18 protein-coding genes and 1 pseudogene are annotated in these 18,565 nt (G+C 68.9%); 3 read left to right on the top strand and 16 right to left on the bottom strand.

Annotation, left to right across the window (positions count from 1 at the left end):
* Window positions 1–56: 56 nt before the first annotated feature.
* Entirely contained in the window at window positions 57–479 is a 423-nt protein-coding gene (locus C7T91_RS05615; protein ID WP_108258325.1) for an aminotransferase class V-fold PLP-dependent enzyme, read from the top strand.
* Window positions 476–955: a hypothetical protein gene (locus C7T91_RS05610; protein WP_108258324.1), complete on the top strand. Its 480-nt coding sequence runs from the start codon at window positions 476–478 to the stop codon at window positions 953–955. The genes C7T91_RS05615 and C7T91_RS05610 overlap by 4 nt, the downstream gene beginning before the upstream one ends.
* A 292-nt stretch (window positions 956–1,247) precedes the next feature.
* On the opposite strand, the gene C7T91_RS32225 is transcribed toward C7T91_RS05610, so the two are convergent.
* From C7T91_RS32225 to C7T91_RS05585, 5 genes and pseudogenes are all read right to left on the bottom strand, one after another.
* The gene (locus tag C7T91_RS32225; RefSeq protein WP_236637997.1) at window positions 1,248–1,475 is read right to left on the bottom strand and encodes a DMT family transporter; all 228 of its coding nucleotides are present in this window, start codon (window positions 1,473–1,475) and stop codon (window positions 1,248–1,250) included.
* Between the two features lie 17 nt (window positions 1,476–1,492).
* A pseudogene (locus C7T91_RS34810) lies at window positions 1,493–1,690 on the bottom strand (MBL fold metallo-hydrolase); the annotation flags it as partial.
* 456 nt (window positions 1,691–2,146) lie between these two features.
* Entirely contained in the window at window positions 2,147–3,655 is a 1,509-nt protein-coding gene (locus tag C7T91_RS05595) for an aldehyde dehydrogenase family protein (protein WP_108258321.1), read from the bottom strand.
* Window positions 3,656–3,758: 103 nt separating this feature from the next.
* The gene (locus C7T91_RS05590) at window positions 3,759–4,175 is read right to left on the bottom strand and encodes a GMC family oxidoreductase (protein ID WP_236637996.1); all 417 of its coding nucleotides are present in this window, start codon (window positions 4,173–4,175) and stop codon (window positions 3,759–3,761) included.
* Complete coding sequence (locus C7T91_RS05585) at window positions 4,108–6,240, bottom strand: AAA domain-containing protein (protein ID WP_236637995.1); 2,133 nt, start codon at window positions 6,238–6,240, stop codon at window positions 4,108–4,110. The genes C7T91_RS05590 and C7T91_RS05585 overlap by 68 nt, the downstream gene beginning before the upstream one ends.
* A gap of 216 nt (window positions 6,241–6,456) precedes the next feature.
* Here C7T91_RS05585 and purD point away from each other — a divergent pair, with 216 nt between their 5' ends.
* Window positions 6,457–7,719: a phosphoribosylamine--glycine ligase gene (gene purD, locus C7T91_RS05580; protein WP_108258320.1), complete on the top strand. Its 1,263-nt coding sequence runs from the start codon at window positions 6,457–6,459 to the stop codon at window positions 7,717–7,719.
* A 43-nt stretch (window positions 7,720–7,762) separates the two neighbouring features.
* Here the strand turns inward: purD and C7T91_RS05575 are convergent, their stop codons facing one another.
* The 11 genes from C7T91_RS05575 to C7T91_RS05525 all read right to left on the bottom strand — a co-directional run bounded on the left by C7T91_RS05575 (window position 7,763) and on the right by C7T91_RS05525 (window position 18,559).
* Window positions 7,763–9,046, bottom strand: a complete 1,284-nt coding sequence (locus C7T91_RS05575) for a TRAP transporter large permease (RefSeq protein WP_108258319.1) — start codon at window positions 9,044–9,046, stop codon at window positions 7,763–7,765.
* Complete coding sequence (locus tag C7T91_RS05570) at window positions 9,043–9,696, bottom strand: TRAP transporter small permease subunit (protein WP_161555751.1); 654 nt, start codon at window positions 9,694–9,696, stop codon at window positions 9,043–9,045. Before C7T91_RS05570 ends, C7T91_RS05575 begins: the two co-directional genes overlap by 4 nt.
* Complete coding sequence (locus C7T91_RS05565) at window positions 9,693–10,775, bottom strand: TRAP transporter substrate-binding protein (protein ID WP_236637994.1); 1,083 nt, start codon at window positions 10,773–10,775, stop codon at window positions 9,693–9,695. The genes C7T91_RS05570 and C7T91_RS05565 overlap by 4 nt, the downstream gene beginning before the upstream one ends.
* Before the next feature lie 276 nt (window positions 10,776–11,051).
* A complete protein-coding gene (locus C7T91_RS05560; RefSeq protein WP_108258317.1) occupies window positions 11,052–11,456 on the bottom strand; it encodes a c-type cytochrome in 405 nt (134 codons plus the stop codon).
* Between the two features lie 188 nt (window positions 11,457–11,644).
* Entirely contained in the window at window positions 11,645–12,355 is a 711-nt protein-coding gene (locus tag C7T91_RS05555; protein ID WP_108258316.1) for an exo-alpha-sialidase, read from the bottom strand.
* 41 nt (window positions 12,356–12,396) lie between these two features.
* Window positions 12,397–12,936, bottom strand: coding sequence for an EF-hand domain-containing protein (locus C7T91_RS05550; RefSeq protein WP_108258315.1), 540 nt, complete (start codon window positions 12,934–12,936; stop codon window positions 12,397–12,399).
* Window positions 12,937–12,985: 49 nt separating this feature from the next.
* On the bottom strand, window positions 12,986–13,444 hold the full coding sequence (locus C7T91_RS05545) for a colanic acid biosynthesis glycosyltransferase WcaL (RefSeq protein ID WP_145962786.1): 459 nt from the start codon (window positions 13,442–13,444) through the stop codon (window positions 12,986–12,988).
* A gap of 55 nt (window positions 13,445–13,499) precedes the next feature.
* Window positions 13,500–14,744: a glycosyltransferase family protein gene (locus tag C7T91_RS05540; protein WP_108258313.1), complete on the bottom strand. Its 1,245-nt coding sequence runs from the start codon at window positions 14,742–14,744 to the stop codon at window positions 13,500–13,502.
* On the bottom strand, window positions 14,741–15,904 hold the full coding sequence (locus C7T91_RS05535) for an ABC transporter permease (RefSeq protein WP_108258312.1): 1,164 nt from the start codon (window positions 15,902–15,904) through the stop codon (window positions 14,741–14,743). Before C7T91_RS05535 ends, C7T91_RS05540 begins: the two co-directional genes overlap by 4 nt.
* The gene (locus C7T91_RS05530; RefSeq protein WP_108258311.1) at window positions 15,901–16,899 is read right to left on the bottom strand and encodes an ABC transporter permease; all 999 of its coding nucleotides are present in this window, start codon (window positions 16,897–16,899) and stop codon (window positions 15,901–15,903) included. Before C7T91_RS05530 ends, C7T91_RS05535 begins: the two co-directional genes overlap by 4 nt.
* 4 nt (window positions 16,900–16,903) lie before the next feature.
* Entirely contained in the window at window positions 16,904–18,559 is a 1,656-nt protein-coding gene (locus tag C7T91_RS05525) for an ABC transporter substrate-binding protein (RefSeq protein WP_236638048.1), read from the bottom strand.
* Between the last annotated feature and the right edge of the window lie 6 nt (window positions 18,560–18,565).

The following is an 18,565-nucleotide window of genomic DNA, read 5'->3' as shown; positions in this document are numbered from 1 at the left end:
GGCTCCACGCGATCGACGGGGAGCTGCGCGCCCGCGCGCTCGAGGCCTGGGGGCAGGTGCCGCAGATCGAGCTCCTCGGCCCGGCCGGGGCGCCAGCCCTGCCGATCCTGTCCTTCCGCATCCGCGGCAGCCAGGGCTACGTGCATCACCAGCTCTTCACCCGCATGCTGTCGGACGTCCACGGCATCCAGGTCCGCGGCGGCTGCGCCTGCGCCGGCCCCTATGCCCACCAGCTGCTCGGCATAGACGAGGAGGGCTCGGACAAGCTCTTCGGACGGCTGAGCGCCGGCCACGAGATGGAAAAGCCCGGCTGGGTGCGGCTGAACCTCAGCTGGCTGCATTCCGGGGACGAGGTCGCCCGCATCCTCGAGGGCGTCGCGTCGCTGGCGCGCGAGGCCGGGACCCGCGCCGCGGATTACGTCTGCGACCCGGGCACCGCGCGCTTCCGCCATGTCTCGGAGGCGAAGGCGATCGCATGAGCCTCGCCGCGCTGGAAGACCGCCTGGCCGAAGACCTGGCCTGTCTCGAGCTGCCCGCCAAGTCCTGGGTGCCCCGGCGCGACGGCGTGACCGACGTGCTGGTCGTTGGCGCCGGAATGTGCGGCCTTGCCGGCGGCGGCCCCGCTTCCCAGACCGCGAGGCCATCGTCGAGCAGGTCCCCCGAACAGCCCGAGCCCGCGCCGGCGCCCCCGCCTTCCGGCTGCTCCGACATCTTCCGCGCCTTCTCCGCCAGGACTGCCTCGCTCAGCCCGACCTTGCGGGCGATCGCGTCGATCTCCTGGGCGATCAGCTCGCCGGCCATCGGCGAGGTGGTGACCCGGTCGGTGCCGTCGGCGGCGGTGCCGTCCTGCTCGCCGGTGAAGGTGTTCGCCGACTGGTGGCAGCTCGGGCTGACATCGGTCGCCGTGCCGATCGCGCTCATGCAGGCCTGCACCGCCGAGAGCGCCGCGCAATAGGCATAGCCGGGATAGGCGTTCTCCAGATAGGTCAGCACATAGCCCGGCTGGGTACGGAACAGGTCCATCCGGCTCTCGGCCGCCTGGATCGCCTGGTTGCTGGTGGCAAAGCGGCCCGAGATGAAATTCCCCGCCGCGTAATAGGCCGAGGCCAGCGCGACGATGAAGGTCAGCCATTTCTGCCAGCTGTCGAGCAGTGCTGCGAGTTTCACGGCGGCCCTCCCTGCGGATGGATTCGCCCGATGCTAGCAAGCGGAGGTTGATTTCCGAACAGATTTCCGCAACGGAAATCTTAGCGGCGGCGCCGCTCGCGCCCCAGCCAGAGCGACAGCAGGATCAGCGCGGCCCCCGCCGCCTGGCCATGGGTCAGCGCCTCGCCGAGCAGCAGCCAGGCCAGCGCCGCCGAGAAGACCGGGATCAGGTTGATATAGAGCCCGGCCGCGTCCGGCCCCTTGATCCGCACGCCGTAGCCCCAGAGGATGAAGGCCGCGAGCGCCGCGAAGAGCCCGACATAGGCCACCGCCGCCCAGGCCTCGGGGAGCGCACGCACTCCATCACCTTGCGCGCCAGCCGCGGCGTGGCCTGGGCCTCGACGATCATCACGCTTTCGTCGCCGATGATCACGCCCGTGTTCGGGTCGCCCTCGGCCGTGAAGGCATAGAGCCCCTCCCCCACCTGCGTGAAGCTGACGGCCTTCTCCTCGAGGTCCCCGGCAGATGCAAATGCCTTGTTCATGTCCTGATCCTTCCTCGGTCTGTTCCGCAAGACCCATGCTGTCCCGGGAAACGGTTTCCTGAACTCAGGCAGCAGGCGGCTTCTCCTGCCCGATCGCCTTCGCTTGCCCGCCCCGAACGTCCGCAGCGCCGCCCCTTCGCCGAGGGGCCCCGTCCGCGGAAATGGCACGTTCAGGCTGGATGGCGCGCATCGCCGTCCCCGGCCTGCCCGCCTTGATCTGCAACGCCAGGCCCCACGGGTGATCCCGGCGGCGTCCGTCGGCATGGAGACTGCGCCGCCTGACACGGCCATCTCGGCACCCCGCCGGAACAACGCGCAGCATCTTCCGTCCGCAAATCAGCGCCATGTCCTCCTGGCCGCCGAGCAGGGCGAAACCGGCCGGCACCTGCGCCCTTCTCCGGCCGCGCGCACAAGGAGGCCCGGGATGGCGCCCCGGGGGAACGCCATCCCCTCCGTTCAGCCGACTTTCATCGCCACGGTCTTCTGCTCGGTGTAGATGTCCATCGCCGAGCGGCCCATTTCGCGGCCCCAGCCGGACTGCTTGAAGCCGCCCCAGCCCATGGACGGGTCGATCATGTTATGCGCATTCAGCCAGATCGTGCCTGCCCGGATGCGGCCGGACAGCTGGTGCGCCAGTTTCAGGTCATTGGTCCAGATGCTCGCCGCCAGGCCGTATTCGGTATTGTTGGCCTCGCGGGCGAGTTCCTCGATATTGCGGGTGGTCATCTTCATGGCGCTGATGACCGGACCGAAGATCTCCTCGCGGTAGACGCACATCTCGGGCGTCACGTCGCGCAGCAGGGTCGGCCGCACGAAGAAGCCCTCCATGCCGGCATCGCCGCCCGTCACCATGCTGGCCCCTTCCTTGACGCCGGTCTCCAGCAGCCGCTTCACCCGCTCGAACTGCCTGGCCGAGATGATCGGGCCCATGTTGGTCGCGGGGTCGAGGCCATGGCCAAGATTCAGCCCTTCGGAATAGGCCGCGACCCCCTCGATCACGCGGTCATAGACGTCCTCGTGGATATAGAGGCGCGATCCCGCGCTGCAGGCCTGGCCGCTGTTGAGATAGACCGACTCCGCCACCTGCGGGATCGCCGCTTCGATGTCGGCATCGGGGAACACGAAGACCGGGCTCTTGCCGCCGAGCTCGAGGCTGACGCGCTTGAGGTTGCCCGCCGCCGCACGCACGATCGCCTGGCCTGTCGCGGTGGATCCGGTGAAGCCGACCTTGTCGATCCCGGCATGGTCGACCAGCGCCGCGCCGATGCGGCCGTCGCCGGTGACGATGTTCACGACCCCCTCGGGCACCCCGGCCTCGCGGCAGATCTCGGCAAAGAGCATGGCGGAGAGCGGCGTGTCCTCGGCCGGTTTCACCACGACCGTGCAGCCGGCCGCCAGCGCCGGGGCCAGTTTCCAGGCCATCATCAGGAACGGCACGTTCCAGGGCAGGATCTGCGCGACGACACCGACCGGTTCGCGCGTCGTGTAGGCGTGCCAGCTGCCTGGCAGGCTCACCGGCAGCGTATCGCCGTTGATCTTGTTGGCCCAGCCCGAGAAATAGCGGAAATGTTCCGCCGCGCCGGCGATGTAGCCGTTCTTGACCACGCCGTAGGGCGATCCCTCGTCGAGCGTGTCGAGTTCGGCCAGCTGCACCGAGTGCTGGTCGATCAGCTCGGCGATCCGCCACAGCAGCTTGACGCGATCGATCGGCTTCGCATCGCGCCACGGGCCGGTGTCGAAAGCCCTGCGGGCCGCTGCCACAGCCAGGTCGACATCGCGCTGCGTCGCATCCGCAACATTGGAGATCACCTTTCCCGTGGCCGGATCGACCACATCCCGGCGGCCGCCCTCGACGGCCTCGACGGACGCGCCGTCGATGAACAGCCGGTGTCTGGCCTCGAGGAAAGAGCGCGTCTCGGGGCTGATCTGGTCAAGCGGATTGTCGAAGGAAAACTGTTTGTTCATGGGAACCTCCCGATACTTGGCGAAGGCAGCGTGCCGGTTCGCGCGCCGCGTCTGGTTGAGTTTTTTCCGGCCCTGCGGCCGCAGTCTGCGGCGGCCGGACAGGTCAGGCGGCCGCGCGGATCATGTCGGCAGCCTTCTCGGCGATCATGATGGTCGGGGCATTGGTGTTGCCGCTTGTCAGCGTCGGCATGATCGACGCATCGACCACGCGCAGCCCTCCGAGCCCGTGCACCCGCAGTTCGTCGTCGACGACCGCCATGCTGTCCGAGCCCATCTTGCAGGTGCCGACCGGGTGGTAGACGCTGTTGCAGTCGTTCCTGATGTACTCGTCGAGCTCGGCATCCGACACCACGCCCTTTCCGGGGGCGTATTCCTCGCCGCGGATGCCGTCGAAAGCCGGCTGCGCAAGGATGTCCCGCATCATCCGCAGACCTTCGCGCAGGACCCGCAGATCATCCGGCGCCGACAGGAAATTCGGATCCAGCTCCGGCAGCTCGCCCGGGTCGCCGGATTTCGCCATGACCGTCCCGCGGCTCTGCGGCCGCGAAACGTTGAAATAGGGCATGCAGCCTTCCTCGTTGATCCGTGCCCTCGAGCACCTCCGGCGCAGGCAGAGCGGGCAGGCTGTCCGCGGGCCCGGGATCGGGCGCGGCGTCTTCCCAGTCGAGCAGCTCCTCCGCGGGCTCTTCGGCTGCGTCTTCAGCTGCGGCAGCGCGGTCTTCGGCCAGCCGGGCCGACAGCGCGTCGTGCAGCCGCCCGATCACCGGGGCAGGGCTGCGGAACCATTCGGTGGACCAGACCCGCAGGATGGTCCAGCCGAGATTTTCCAGAACCGCCTGGCGGATCTTGTCGCGGTCGCGCGCGGTGGCGGAGGAATGGTAGCTGGCGCCGTCGCACTCCACCCCGGCCAGGTAGGCCCCGGCGCGGTCGGGATGGACGATCCCAAGGTCGATGCGGAAGCCCGAGACGCCGATTTGCGGACGGACCTCCCAGCCCTTCGCCTCGAGCGCGGCCATCACCGCCGCCTCGAAGCCGTTCTCCACCGGGCCGAGGGAGCCCTCGTCCTGCGCGGGCAGCGCTTCGGGGCCGCGGGCGGCGAAATCGAGGAAGGCCTTGAGATGCGCGACGCCGGTGGCACGGGTGCGGCTCAGGTCGATCTGGGAAGCCTCCAGCGAGGCGAAGACATGCAGCTCGGCGCGCGCGCGGGTCACCGCAACGTTCAGCCGACGCTCGCCGCCCTCGCTGTTGAGCGCGCCGAAGGCCATCGACAGCTTTCCGGCCGCATCCGGTCCGAAGGTGACCGAGAACAGCATCACGTCGCGCTCGTCGCCCTGGATGTTCTCCAGGTTCTTGACGATCACCGGCTCCTCGCGGGCATCTTCGAAGAACCATTCGAGATCGGGATTGCGGCGGCGCTCCTCGTCGAGCAGGTCGAGGATCAGCTCCTGCTGCTGGACGTTGAAGGTGATCACGCCGAGCGTCGGGCGCTCCTCCTCGGGCAGCGCCGCCCAAGCGGCAAGCCGCTCCACCGCCAGCTGGACCACGGCACGCGCCTCGGCCTCGTTGGTGCGGCCGCGGCCGCGCCCGTAGGTGCCCTTGATCCGATGCAGCCGCACCGCGCCCGCGCCCGGATCGGGCGAGGGGAAGGTAACCAGCCGGCCGCCGTAGTAGTGCCAGTTCGAGAAGGCGATCAGCGACTCGTCGCGGCTGCGGTAATGCCAGTTGAGCTGCTGCGTCGGCACCCCGGCCGAGGCCACCTCGTCGAGGATCGAGGCGAGGTCGCGCTCCATTTCGGGCAGGTCCTCGTCGCCGTCGTCGCTGCGGCCGAAGAAATTGGTCGGCGGCAGCTGCTTCGGGTCCCCGACGATGACTGCCTGGCGGCCGCGGGCGATGGCGCCGATCGCGTCCCAGGTGGTGATCTGCGAGGCTTCGTCGAAGATCACCAGGTCGAAGGCGGCCTGTCCGGGCGGCAGGTACTGCGCAACCGAGAGCGGCGACATCAGCACGCAGGGCGCGAGCCGGGCGAAGCTTTCGGGCATTTCGGCGATCAGCGCGCGGATCGGCAGGCTCGGCCGGGTCAAGCCCAGCTGGTGGCGCAGCACCCCCAGCTCGGACTTGCGCGGCACCTGGTCCCGCGCGGGCAGGCCGTGGTTGATGCGTGCCATCACCTGGCCTGCCGCCATGCCGGCGGCCGCCCCGTCGAGTGCGCGGAACCGCTTGATCGCGTCTTCGTGCGCCCAATGGGTGAAACCGCGCAGGCAAGGTTCGGCATCCATCGCCAAGGGCAGCCACCAAGCGGCATAGGCGGCTTCGAAAGCCTCCTCCGCAGGCAGGTCCAGGAGGTCCGCCTCGACCGCGTCGGCCAGCGGTGCGAGGCCTGCATTCACCGCCGCGCCGCGCGCGGCGATCCAGCGGGTCCAGTCGGCCAGCCTGTCCTTTCCGGCATCCAGGTCGTCGAGCGCGGCGCAGAGCGCCTGCGGCGCCAGCTCCGGTTCCGCGACCGCGGTTTCGGCAAAATGGCGTCGGCGCAGCGGTCGAACCGGCCGACCAGCTCGGCCGGGCCGTCGAGTGCCGCGCCATGGCAACGGTCGCTATGCAGCACCCAGGCGGTGCCGCCAGCGGGGGCGGGGGCCAGGAAGTAGGCCGCGGGGCGCAGGCCGGACATGGGTCTCTCCTTTCGTCGGTTCCTGAGGGGAAAACCGCCGCCGGAGCCACAGGTTCCCGGCGGTCCCGGGGGCAACGCGCTTGCCTCCGGGGCGCTTCCTGCCTAGGACGCAGGCGCAACACGCAGCGGAGGCGGCATGAACATTCTCATTCTCGGTGGCGGCGGGCGCGAGCATGCGCTGGCCTGGGCAGTCAAGCAGAACCCGAAATGCGACCGGCTGATCGTGGCGCCGGGCAATGCCGGGATCGCCGAGATTGCGGAATGCGCGCAGCTCGACATCAATGACGGCGGCGCCGTGGTCGAGTTCGCCCAGGAAAATTCCGTGGACCTGGTGATCGTGGGTCCCGAGGCACCGCTGGTGGCGGGCGTCACCGACCGGCTGCGCGAGGCGGGCGTGCGCTGCTTCGGCCCGTCGAAGGCGGCGGCCGAGCTCGAGGCGTCGAAATCCTTCACCAAGGCGGTCTGCGATGCCTGCGCGGCGCCGACCGCGGCCTATGCACGGTTCGAGTCGGCCGCGCCCGCGCTCGACTACGTGAAGGCGCAGGGCGCGCCGATCGTGATCAAGGCCGACGGCCTGGCCGCGGGCAAGGGCGTGATCGTGGCGATGGAGCTGCAGGACGCGCTGGATGCGGTCGAGGACATTTTCGGCGGCGCCTTCGGCTCCGCGGGCGCGGCCGTGGTCATCGAGGAATTCATGACCGGCGAGGAAGCGTCCTTCTTCGTGATGTGCGACGGCGAGACCGCGCTGCCGATCGGCACGGCGCAGGACCACAAGCGGGTGGGCGAAGGCGATACCGGCCCGAATACCGGCGGCATGGGCGCCTATTCCCCGGCGCCGGTCCTGTCGGATGCGGTCGTGGCGCAGACCATGGCGGAAATCGTCCAGCCGACGCTGAAGGAAATGGCGCGGCGCGGGTCGCCCTATGTCGGCGTGCTCTATGCCGGGCTGATGATCGAGGATGGCCGCGCGCGGCTGGTCGAATACAACGCCCGTTTCGGCGATCCTGAATGCCAGGCGCTGATGCTTCGGCTCGGCGGCCAGGTGCTGGACCTGATCGAGGCCTGCGTCGACGGCCGCCTGGCCGGCATGAAGGTCAACTGGGCCGATGACTGCACCATGACCGTGGTGATGGCCGCCAAGGGCTATCCGGGCAGCTACGAGAAGGGCACGGAAATCCGCGGCCTCTCTGCGCTGGAGGAAGACGGCAACCGCGTGATGTTCCATGCTGGGACCACCGCGCAGGACGGCAAGGTGCTGGCCACCGGCGGGCGGGTTCTGAACGCGACCGCGCGCGGTGCGACGCTGCAGGAGGCGCGCGACCGCGCCTATGCGCTGATCGACGCGCTCGATTGGCCCGAGGGCTTCTGCCGCCGCGACATCGGCCACCGGGCGCTCTGATCGAGGCCGCGCAGCCCGCTTGTGCCGAGATCGGCCAGCGCGCTCATGCCAGCCACCCCGGCAGCCAGAGCGCGATGCCGGGCACCAGCACCAGCGCGAGGATGGCCAGCAAAAGCGCCGCGAGGAAGGGCAGCACGCCGCGGACGACATCCGAGAGCGCCCCGCCCTGCCGCACGCCCTGCACCACGAAGAGGTTGATGCCCACGGGCGGCGTGATCATCGCGGTCTCGATCAGCATGATGACGAGGATGCCGAACCAGACCGGGTCGAAGCCCATGGCGACGATGATCGGGGTGAAGATCGGCACGGTGGCGACCATCAGCGACAGCGTCTCCATGAAGAGGCCGAGCACAAGATAGAAGCCGATGATGACGAACAGCGTCTGGTAGGCGCCCATGTCGAGGTCGTTGAAGAAGGCGACGACCTTGGTGGTCAGGCCGATATTGCCGAAGACGTAGTTGAGGAAATAGGCCGCCATGACGATGGCCATCATCATCCCCGTGGTGCGCATCGTTCCGGCGAAGGCCGAGCGCAGCATTGCCCGCGTCAGGCTGCCTGTGGCGGCGGCAATGGCCAGCGCGCCGAGCACGCCGAGCGACGCCGCCTCGGTAGGCGTCGCCCAGCCGGCATAGATGGACCCTACGACCAGGAGGAAGATGCCTGCGGGCGGGATCAGGTGCGGCAGCCCGGCGATGCGCTGGCGCCAGCTGACGGCAATCGGCGAGGCGCCCCAGTCGGGCCGCATCCGGCAGGCGATCCAGACCGCGAGGCTGAACATCGCCGCCAGCGCGATGCCCGGCAGGAAGCCCGCGAGATAGAGCTGCGGGATCGAGCTGTTGGTGAGCGCGCCGTAAATGATCAGGTTGATCGAGGGCGGGATCAGGATGCCAAGCGTCCCGGAGGCGGCGATGGAGCCGAGGAACAGCCGCTCGTTGTAGCCGTGGCGGCGGATCTCGGGGATCGCCGTGGTGCCGACCGTGGCAGCGGTGGCGACCGAGGAGCCGGAGGTGGCGGCGAAGAGCATCGAGGTGGCGATATTGGCATGCATCAGCCCGCCGGGCAGCCAGTTGAGCCAGGCCGCCATCGCGCCGTACATCCGCGCGGCGAGGCCCGAGCGCAGCAGCAGCTCGCCCATCAGCACGAAGAGCGGCACGGCGACGAGGACCCCGTCATTCAGAGCGCTCCAGCTGATCGTGCCGATGCCGCGGGTGGCGGGGATGAAGCTGTAGGAGGAACTCAGCACCACGCCGGTCAGGCCGAGCACGGCAGCGACCGGCAGCGACAGGAGCAGCAGGCCGAAAAGCACGGCGAGGGTGGTGGCGATCATGTCCGGATCTCCCGTGTCGGCTGGCCCGGCAGGGTCTCTCCCGCGGCTTCGGCCGAGAGGATCTGCTCGTCGCGCAGTTCCTCCTCGGCGTCGCGCAGCCCGATCCGGGCGGCGATGCCGTCCCAGTCTCCGAGCACCGCGGAAAGCAGCGCGCGCAGCAGCAGCGCGAGCGCCGAAAGGCCGAAGAGGACCAGCGCGGCATACCAAAGCGCCTGCGGAAGGATCAGCGGGGTGGCCAGCGGCGTCATCGATTTCGTGCCCATCACCGCGCTGCGCAGCACCAGCTTGCCCGCGAACCACAGGAGCAGCGACAGGAACCAGATCAGCCCGCCGAGCGACAGGATGTCCATCAGCCCCCGAAGCCGCGGCCCGAGCGCGTCGCGGATCAGGCCGATGCGGATATGGCTGCGGGCGAAGAGCGCCTCGGTGAAGGCCAGCGCCGCGACGATGGCCAGCGCATAGCCGCCGAGCTCGTCGAGCCCGCCAATGCTGGTGGCGGCAAGCTTCCTCAGGAGCACCTCGGCGCCGACGCCGAGCGCCAGCACAACGAGGATCAGCCCGCCGGCCCAGACCCCGGCGGAAGAGACGGCGCGCAGGACCGCGAGGAGGCGGTCGAGACCCTGCGCCAGTGCCTGCGCGCCTGCCCTCATGGCAGCGGCGCCTCGATGCCCAGAACGGCACCGACGGTCTCGTTCCATTCCGCGGTGCACTCGGCCCCGCAGCGCTCCGCCCAGTTCGGCAGCACGTAGTCGGAGATGATCGCGGCATGCTTGTCCATGTCGGCATCCGACACCGGCACCAGCGTCATGTCTGCGGAGACGCCGAGCTCGCAGGCCCCGCCGGTCGAGCACGACACTGCATCGGTATCCTGCTCCTCCTGCACCGCCCAGGCCTCGGCCTCGAGCTTGCCGTACTGCTCCGCCAGCAGCGCCTGCTGCTCCTCCGAGAGGCTGTCCCAGAGGTCCTTGTTGGCGGCCCAGAACACCATCGACCAGCCCACGTTCATCGGATAGAGGTAGTCCGTCACCTCGAACCAGCGCGCGGTATTGCCCGAGGACGTGCCCGTGACGGCACAATCGGCGACGCCGCGCTGCAAGGCCGGGATCACCTCGACGAAGGGAATGGTCACGGTCGTGCCGCCCGCGCCGGTGACGAAATCCGACAGGGTCGAGTTGAAGACGCGGACCTTCTTGCCGTCGAGATCGTTCAGCCCCGAGATTTCCTCGCGGCACCAGAAGACCTGGGAGGGCAGCGGCGCAATGCCCAGCAGATGCGTGTTGAACTTCTCTTCCATGACGCGGGCCAGCACCGGCTTGTAGGCTTCGGTGGCCTTCTTCGCGTCGGCATTGGTCAGGGTGACGCCCGCCAGATCGAGCGCCTCGAAACGCGGATCCTCGCCGGCCATGTAGCTCATGTTCTGCACGGCGAGCTGCAGCGTGCCGTCCTGCAGCATCGACAGCACCTCGGGGCCCTTGAGGCCCGCCAGGTCATGAGGCACCGCCTCGATCGACACGAGGTCGCCCGCCGCTTCGGGGAAGGCCGTGCCGTAGAACGCCTCTTCCATGTTCCACAGGTAGAGGTTCGAGGTGTAGCCGAGCGCGCGGATCTCGGTCTCCGCCGACAGCGCCGCCGTTGCCGCCCCGCCGAGCAGGGTGCTGCCCAGGGCGGTCGCCGCGAGGATCCGGCGGAGCCCCGCCGTCTTGGTCTGCATGGTCTTGCGTGAGGTCATGGCCTCGACTCCTTGCTGTTGGACCGAAAGGTACCTTCGATGTCCTGAACCCTCTTGCGGGGCCCTCCGGACCGGACCGCCCGGAGGCCGTCCCATGAAATATACGTTGCGTATATTCAGTCCGATTGCAGCGGAGCTCCGGCCGGCGGGCAAGCCTCCCGTCCAGCCGACAGGCCGGGCCGCCCCTGCGCAGCGCCGGACGGCCAGAATTCATGCGTCTCCGCCCGCGCTTTGCCTGCCAAAGCGGCAGGACCGGCACGGGCGGCGCGGCAGGTGCTATTGCTGGATCGACTCCAGATAGTAGGCGATCGACAGGATGCGGCCGCGGGTCACCGCCTCGTCGCCGCCATAGAGCCCGCTGGCGCCCTCGGCCTCCGCCTTGAAGACCGCGCCCCAGATCGGCATCGGGCCGCCATGCGCCCGCATGCCGGTGCGCCCGTCGATGATATGGATGACCTTCAGCATCGGGAACTCACCGCCATTGGCGGCGGACAGGTGCGTCAGGTCGGGCACCGGGACATTGAGAAGATCTGCGACCGGCCCCTGGCCGAGTCCGCTTTCGCCATGGCAGCCTGCGCAGCCCTGCATGTAGTCCTGCTTTCCCATCTCGTCGCCCCACGCGGCCGCGGCGGCGAGTGCCAGGACCGGAATGGCGGTCAGGATACCCTTGATTGCAGTCATGATTGCCTCCCCTGATGATCGTGCCGCCCGCGCGGCCGGGTCTCCTCTCCCGGCCGGCGGACAGTCCGATCAAGCGCCCGCAGAGCGTGCAGCGCCTTGACCTGCCTCAACCCTGATCAGGATTGCAGGCCATGGCCCGGCCGGACATGGCAGGACGGCGGAGGCATCCGGCCGCCCTGCCCCGCGCCTCAGAGCCGCGGCAGCCGGTTCCGCCAGCCCGGCGCCAGCCGCACATGCTTGATGGCGCGGCGGTGGAAGGTGTAGCTCAGATGCAGGCAGCCGTCGGGGGTTTCCAGAAGCCACGGATAGGACAGCTCGCGGTTCTTGCCGTCGACCGAATTGTTGCTCAGGCAGGTCCCCGGCCCGTCCTCGACGAGGTAGCGTTCGGGGAAGCTCCGCCCGTCGTCGCCCGAGAGGCACAGCGCCACCGGCGCGCGCTCCACGCCCCAGACCGGCACGCAGCCGCCCGCGGTGTCGGCATCGGGGCGGTCATCCTCCTCGCCGAGCTCGTCATAGAGCGACGCGCGGCGGCTCTGCGACATGGCGGCATTCACCGGATTGCAGATCATCGCGATCTCGCCCGAGGCCAGCCGGGCAGCCGCGATCGAGGAATTGTTGTTCGGCACGTCGACCGCTTCGGGCACGCTCCAGCCGGTGCCGCCCGGGCCTGCCGCCGCGCGGTGGCGCCAGTCCGGCGCGATCTTCCACAGCCGCAGCATGGCCTCCTGCGTCACGTCCTCGGCCTCGGCCCGGTCGCCCAGCATGCGCACCGCCAGGGCATGGATCCGCGGGGCGATCCGCAGCATCAGCATGCGGGCCGCCTGCGGGTCGCCCGCGGCATAGGCCGCGAGCAGCTCCGCATCCTCCGCAGAGGTGCCGGGCGCAGTGTCAGCCGTCATCGCCGACCGGGCTAGGGGGCCGAGGAACACCGGTCAAGGCGTCAGTTGCCGCCCATGCCCTTGCCGTCATGCGGCCCCTTGCCGTCATGCCGCCCGCCTTCCGGGCCGTGCATCATCGGGCGCTGCGCCATTTCCTCCCCGCTCAGCACGCCGTCCCCGTTGCGGTCCATCGCGCGGAACATCCGCTCCATGCGCGCGCCACGGTCTTCGCCCTCGATCTCGGCCAGCGTCAGGCCGCCGCTGCCGTCCTGGTCGCGGAACTCCACCATGTTGGCGAATCGGGCGGCCATCCGGGCCTCGATCCGCGCCATGGCCGCGGCCGTCATCTCCTCGGCGCTCAGCTGGCCGTCGCCATCGGCATCGGCCGCGTCGAAGCGCGCCTGGCGGTGGGCCTTGAATTCCTCGGCCGTCACCGTGCCGTCGCCATCGGCGTCGAGCTCGGAGAACGCGGGGCGCTCGCCATGGCCGAACCCGGCCGGCCCCATCATGCCGTGCGGACCGTCATGGCCGCGTTCGGCCAGCGCCGGAAGCGCCAGGCCGGCGGCGATTGCGGCGGTCAGGGCGATCATCTTCTTGGTCATCGGTCATGCCTTTCGTGTGACTGCGACGCGGCGAGGCTTCTTGCCGCGTTCATCCCATAAACGGCGGCTGGCGCGGGTTCCGTCGCAGGCCTGCAATTTTTTCCGCATGCCTGCTATAAGCGGCCGAGGCGCGACTCGTCCCCGACCGGGACCCGCGCGGGAGAGGAGGCCCCGCATGACCGATTTCCGCCCCGAGGAGGACCGCCCGATGGGCCCGGCGCTCCGGCGCGGCTGGCGCCGCCGCTGCCAACTGGCCGAGCGCGCGGCGGAAGCCGGGGCGGCGCCGGACCTTTGCCAGGGCCGCCGCGACCCGTCGCGGCCCGTCGCCGAGCGTTTCGGGCAGGTAGAGGACCGGCGCGGTGATCTTTGCGTGGACCGGATGGCGGAAGGCGTCGTAGGGCGGCCGCAGCGACACGATGCGGATATCGGCGCCCGCCTGCTGGAGCCCGAGGATCTCCTGCGCGATGAAGGTCTCCGAGACGCGGGGATAGCCCTTGAGGACGATCACCAGCTTGCCCGCGGCAGACCCGTCCGCCGCGGCCGGAGCGCGGCAGTCCGGACGCTCAGCCATCTGTGCCCGATCTCGCCCGGGAATGCCGCTCGTTCAGCCATCCGCCGACATCCGAGACGATGGTGTCGAGCCCGCCGAGCCCGGCCGTCATGGTGCCCGAGGCCGAGGGCGGCGCCTGGCCGGGCAGGTCGCGCAGCATCTCGGCCAGGACCTCCGCGTCATTGGCCTGCTCGGGCAGCAGCATCCGCGCGAGCCCCAGCGCCGAGGCCCGCTGCGCGCGGATCAGCTGTTCCTCGCGCGGCTGCGTGCGCGGCACCAGAAGCGCGGGCTTGTCGAAGGACAGGATCTCGCAGAAGGTGTTGTAGCCCGCCATGCCGACGACGGCGGCGGCGCCCGCGATCAGGTCTTCCAGCCGGTTGTCGAAATCGAGGAGCTCGACCGCGGGAATGCCTTCGGCGATCGCCTTGATCTCCTCGCGCGCCCGCGCGGGCAGGTAGGGGCCGAGCGTGATGATCGCGCGGTGCTGCGGCGGTGCTGCGGTCTGGTAGGCGGCCAGAACCTGGCGGGTCAGCTCCTCGCCGTCGCCGCCGCCGCCGGTGGTCACCAGGATGTAGCCGCCGCGCCCGTCCGCGGAACTGCCGGCCTGGCCGGCCGGGCGCGCGCTGCGCCGCAGGAAGCCGGTATAGCGCATGCGCGACAGCAGCTCGGGCGGGGCGTCCATCTTCTTCAGCGGCTCGTTGAACCCCTTGGGACCGTAGACCCAGAGCGTGTCGTAATAGCGCTGCATCTTCTCCAGCTTGCCGGTCCCGGCCCATTCGGCAGCCAGCAGGCGCGGCGAGTCCATCACCTCGCGGAGGCCGAGGACCAGCCGCGTGCCGCGCGCCTTCAGCATGGCGAGCGTGCCCTCGATCTCGCCGCGCAGCCCGAGCGGCTCCTTGTCGACGATGAAGATGTCCGGAGCGAAGCTTTCGGCGGTGTTGCGGATGATGGTCTCGCGCATGGCCAGGGTATCGGCCAGCGGGATGTGCTCGGCCAGCGACGTGTATTCGCCGTTGCGCAGCTTGATGACGCTGGGGATCTTCACGAAATCCACCCGCGATCGGTATTCGAAGGCGCCTGCGATGGTGGCGCCGGAGATGATCAGCACCGAGATGCCCCCATAGGCCGCCACCAGCGCATGGGCGATCTCGCGGCAGCGCCGCAGATGGCCGAGCCCGAAGGTGTCGTGGCTGTAGATCAGGATCTTCGCATCCGCGAAGGACTGGACGGGAGGGTTGGGTTCTCCGGCATGGGTCATCTGTAAGGGTCCACCGTGTCTCTCAATCCGTCACCGAGGAAATTGAATGCAAGCACCACCAGAGACACCGGCACCACCGGCCACAGGAGCCATGGATAAAGGACGATGATCTCAATGCCCCGCGCTTCCGTCAGCAGAATTCCCCAACTCGTGATCGGCGGTCTAAGGCCAAGCCCGAGAAACGTCAAAGCAGTTTCCCCGAGGATCATCGCCGGGATGCTGAGGCTGGCGCTGGCGATCAGGTGCGAGAAGACGCCCGGGATCAGGTGGCGCGAGATGATCCGCGCGGGCTTTGCCCCCATGACCTCGGCGGCGACCACGTAATCCTCCTCGCGCAGGGCGAAGATCTTCGAGCGCACCGCGCGGGCCTGGCCCGTCCAGTCGAGCATGCCGAGGATCAGCGTGATGCCCAGATAGACCAGGATCGGGCTCCAGGAGACCGGAATGATGGCGGCCAGCGCCATCCAGAGCGGGATCGACGGGATCGATTGCAGCACTTCGTTCAGCCGCTGCACCGCCATGTCGAAGGTGCCGCCGCGATAGCCCGCAATGCCGCCGATGGTGATCCCCAGCGCGAAGGCCACGGCGGTGCCGAGAAGGCCGATGGTCAGCGAGATCCGGGCGCCGTAGAGGATGCGCGAGAGCACGTCGCGGCCCAGCCGGTCGGTCCCGAGGAGCGACATCCGGCCGCCCTCGGCCGGGCAGACCAGGTGCAGGTCGGCAGTGAAGAGGCCGAAATAGTCGTAGCTCTCGCCCCGGCAGAAGAACCGCAGCTTCTGCACGTCGGCGGTGTCGTCCGTGTAGACCCGGCGCAGCGCGTCCATGTCGAGCGTCATCGACTGCCCGTAGACGAAGGGACCGACGAAGCTGCCTTCGTGGAACAGGTGCACCTGTTGCGGCGGGGCGTAGATGAAGTCGAGATCGCGGTGTTCGAGCGTGTAGGGCGCCAGGAACTCGGTGACCAGCAGCGAGAGATAGGCGATCAAGAGGAAGATGCCCGAGGCCAGCGCGATCCGGTGGCGGCGGAATTTGCGCCACATGATGCGCATCTGGGAATTCTGCGACAGCGCGCCGGCGCCCTGCTCTTCGGCGGGCTCGAAGGGGCTGGCGGAGACATAGTGCTCGAGCGGGGCTCCGGGGCGGGGAAGGGGGTTCGTCATCCGCGGCGCGTCCCGTCCAGCCGGATCCGCGGGTCGAGCAGCGCCAGCGCGATATCCGAGATCAGCACCCCGACCACCGTCAGGAAGGCGAGGAACATCAGGAAGGAGCCCGCGAGATACATGTCCTGCGCCTGCAGCGCCCGGATCAGCATCGGCCCGGTGGTCTCGAGAGACAGCACGATCGCGGTGATTTCGGCCCCGGAGATGATCGCCGGCAAGAGCGAGCCGATATCGGCGATGAAGAAGTTCAGCGCCATGCGCAGCGGATATTTCACCACGACCTTGGCCGGGGACAGCCCCTTGGCACGGGCGGTGGTGACATATTGCTTGCGCAGCTCGTCGAGCAGGTTCGCGCGCAGCCGCCGGATCATCGCCGCCGTGCCGCCCGTGCCGATGATGATCACCGGGATCCAGATGTGCTCGGCGATCGACACGGCCTTGTCCCAGCTCATCGGCTGGCCGAGATATTCGAGATCCATCAGGTGGCCGATCGAGATGCCGAACCAGATATTGCCGAAATACATCATGATGATGGCGATCATGAATTGCGGGATCGCGATCCCGATCAGCCCCAGGAAGGTCAGGCCGTAATCGCCCCAGCTGTACTGGTGCGTGGCCGAGTAGAGCCCGATGGGGAAGGCGACGATCCAGGTGAAGGCGATGGTCAGCACCGAGACCAGGATGGTCAGGAACAGCCGGTCGCCGACCACGTCGCTGACCGGCATCCGGTAGTCGAAGGAATAGCCGAAATCGCCGTGCAGCATGCCGGTGACCCAGTTGAAATAGCGCAGCGGCAGCGGGTCGTCGAAGCCGTAGCGCGCCTTCAGCTCGATGATCTCCTGCAGGTCGGCCTGCTCGCCGAGGACCCGCAGCTCCTGGATGTAGCTCTCGAAATAGTCGCCGGGCGGCAGCTCGATGATGGCGAAGACCAGCATCGAGATCAGGACCAGGGTCGGCACCATGACGAGGATGCGCCAGGCTATGTATCTCAGCATCGCCTCAGCTCCCGTCCGTGTCGCGCCAGAAGGTGTCGGGATTGTAGATCCCCAGCATCGAGGTCGGGCTGTAGCCGAAATACGCCTCTTCGGGGACGTTGCGCAGGTCGCGCGCGCGCAGCACCGGCTGCGGCGCGTTGCAGACCGTCCCGATGGAGAACACCTGGTCGGCATGGATCGCCAGCATTTCGCCCCAGACCGCCCGCCGTTCGGCGGCCGAGCGGGTGCGCTTCCACGCCTTCATCAGATCGACGAGCCGCTGCACCTCCGGCAGCTCGGGCGCCGTGCCCTGGCGGCTGCCCGACATGTAGTGCAGTCCCCAGGCCGGCCATTGGAGCTGGTCCTCGGAGGTCGGCGCCAGCTCGGAGGGCGGCATCTCGCTGGTGGGAATGCCGTTGTCGATCCCCACCCAGACCGACATCAGCACCTGCCCGGCCAGGATGCGGCTGCGGAAGATGTCGCGTTGGGAGCTGCGGGTCCACAGCGCCAGCCCGATCCGCCGGAAATGCTCGGTAATCAGTTCCAGGACGTCGGTCTCGACGGAGCTTTCGCCGGCCGTCTCGACGATGATCCCGGCAACCCGCCCGTCCGGCAGCCGCCGCCGCCCGTCGAGCGCGGGCCGCGACAGCCCCGCCGCGTCGAGCAGCGCATTCGCCTGGTCTGGATCGTGATAGGCCCAGGCGGCGGAATATTCCGGCCGGTGCAGCGCGCTCGCGGGCAGGACGGTATTGGCGCTTTCGGTGCACAGGCCGAAGAACAGCGCCTTGTTGATCTCGGTGCGGTCGATCGCCAGCGACAGCGCCCGGCGCACCCGGACATCGCGGAACAGCACGCTCCAGACCGGATCCTGGCAGGTCATGTTGGGATAGAGCGCCAGCCGCGAGCCCTGCGTGCCCTTCCACAGCAGCACGTTGACCGGCACGCGCTTCTCCGCTTCCTTCAGCACCGTGTAGTGGTTGAAGCTGATCGCCGTGGCCTGCAGGTCGCTGTCCCCGGCGGCCACCTTCGCGGGGATGATCTCGTAGGAGCTGACATCCAGGAGGACCCGGTCGACATAGGGGAGCTGGACTCCGGTCTCGTCGGTGCGGTGGAAATAGGGGTTCCTCTCGAACACGAACCGCTGGGCGGGCGGCGCGGTCCGCGGCCGCCAGGGTTCGAGCGTCGGCAGGTCGGGATTTTCCGGCCGGTTGGTCCGGCACATCTTGGTGTGCAGCGCCCGCCAGTCATCGACCCGGTTCGCCTCGACCGCCGTTTCGAGCGCCGCCACGGTCTGGTACTTTGCATGGAACTGCTTGAGATAGGCCGAGGGCGCGACGAGCTGCGGCGGCGAGGGCGCCGCGAGCGCCGGCAGGAAGCCCGGGTTCGGCACCGGCCATTCATAGCGGACCGTCCGCGCGTCGATGACCGAGAAGTCCGGCGGGACGCCGTCGGGGATCAGCTCGATCGGCACGCCGGGCAGGTCCGGGTCCATCATCACGTCTTCCCAGGCATAGCGGAAATCCTCCGCCGTCAGCGGGCTGCCATCCGACCAGCGGTGGCCTTCGCGCAGGCGGAAGGTGAAGACCCGGTCCTCGGAAATCTCGTAGGATTCGAGGATGTCGGCGACGAAATCCAGGTTGCGGTCATAGCCGATCAGCCGCGAATAGCCGAAGATCGGCATCAGCCG

Source organism: Mangrovicoccus ximenensis, assembly GCF_003056725.1.
In the GTDB taxonomy this organism is placed as follows: Bacteria; Pseudomonadota; Alphaproteobacteria; order Rhodobacterales; family Rhodobacteraceae; genus Mangrovicoccus; species Mangrovicoccus ximenensis.
Note: the sequence above shows the minus strand (reverse complement) of the source record. Positions and strands in the feature narration are given on the sequence as shown.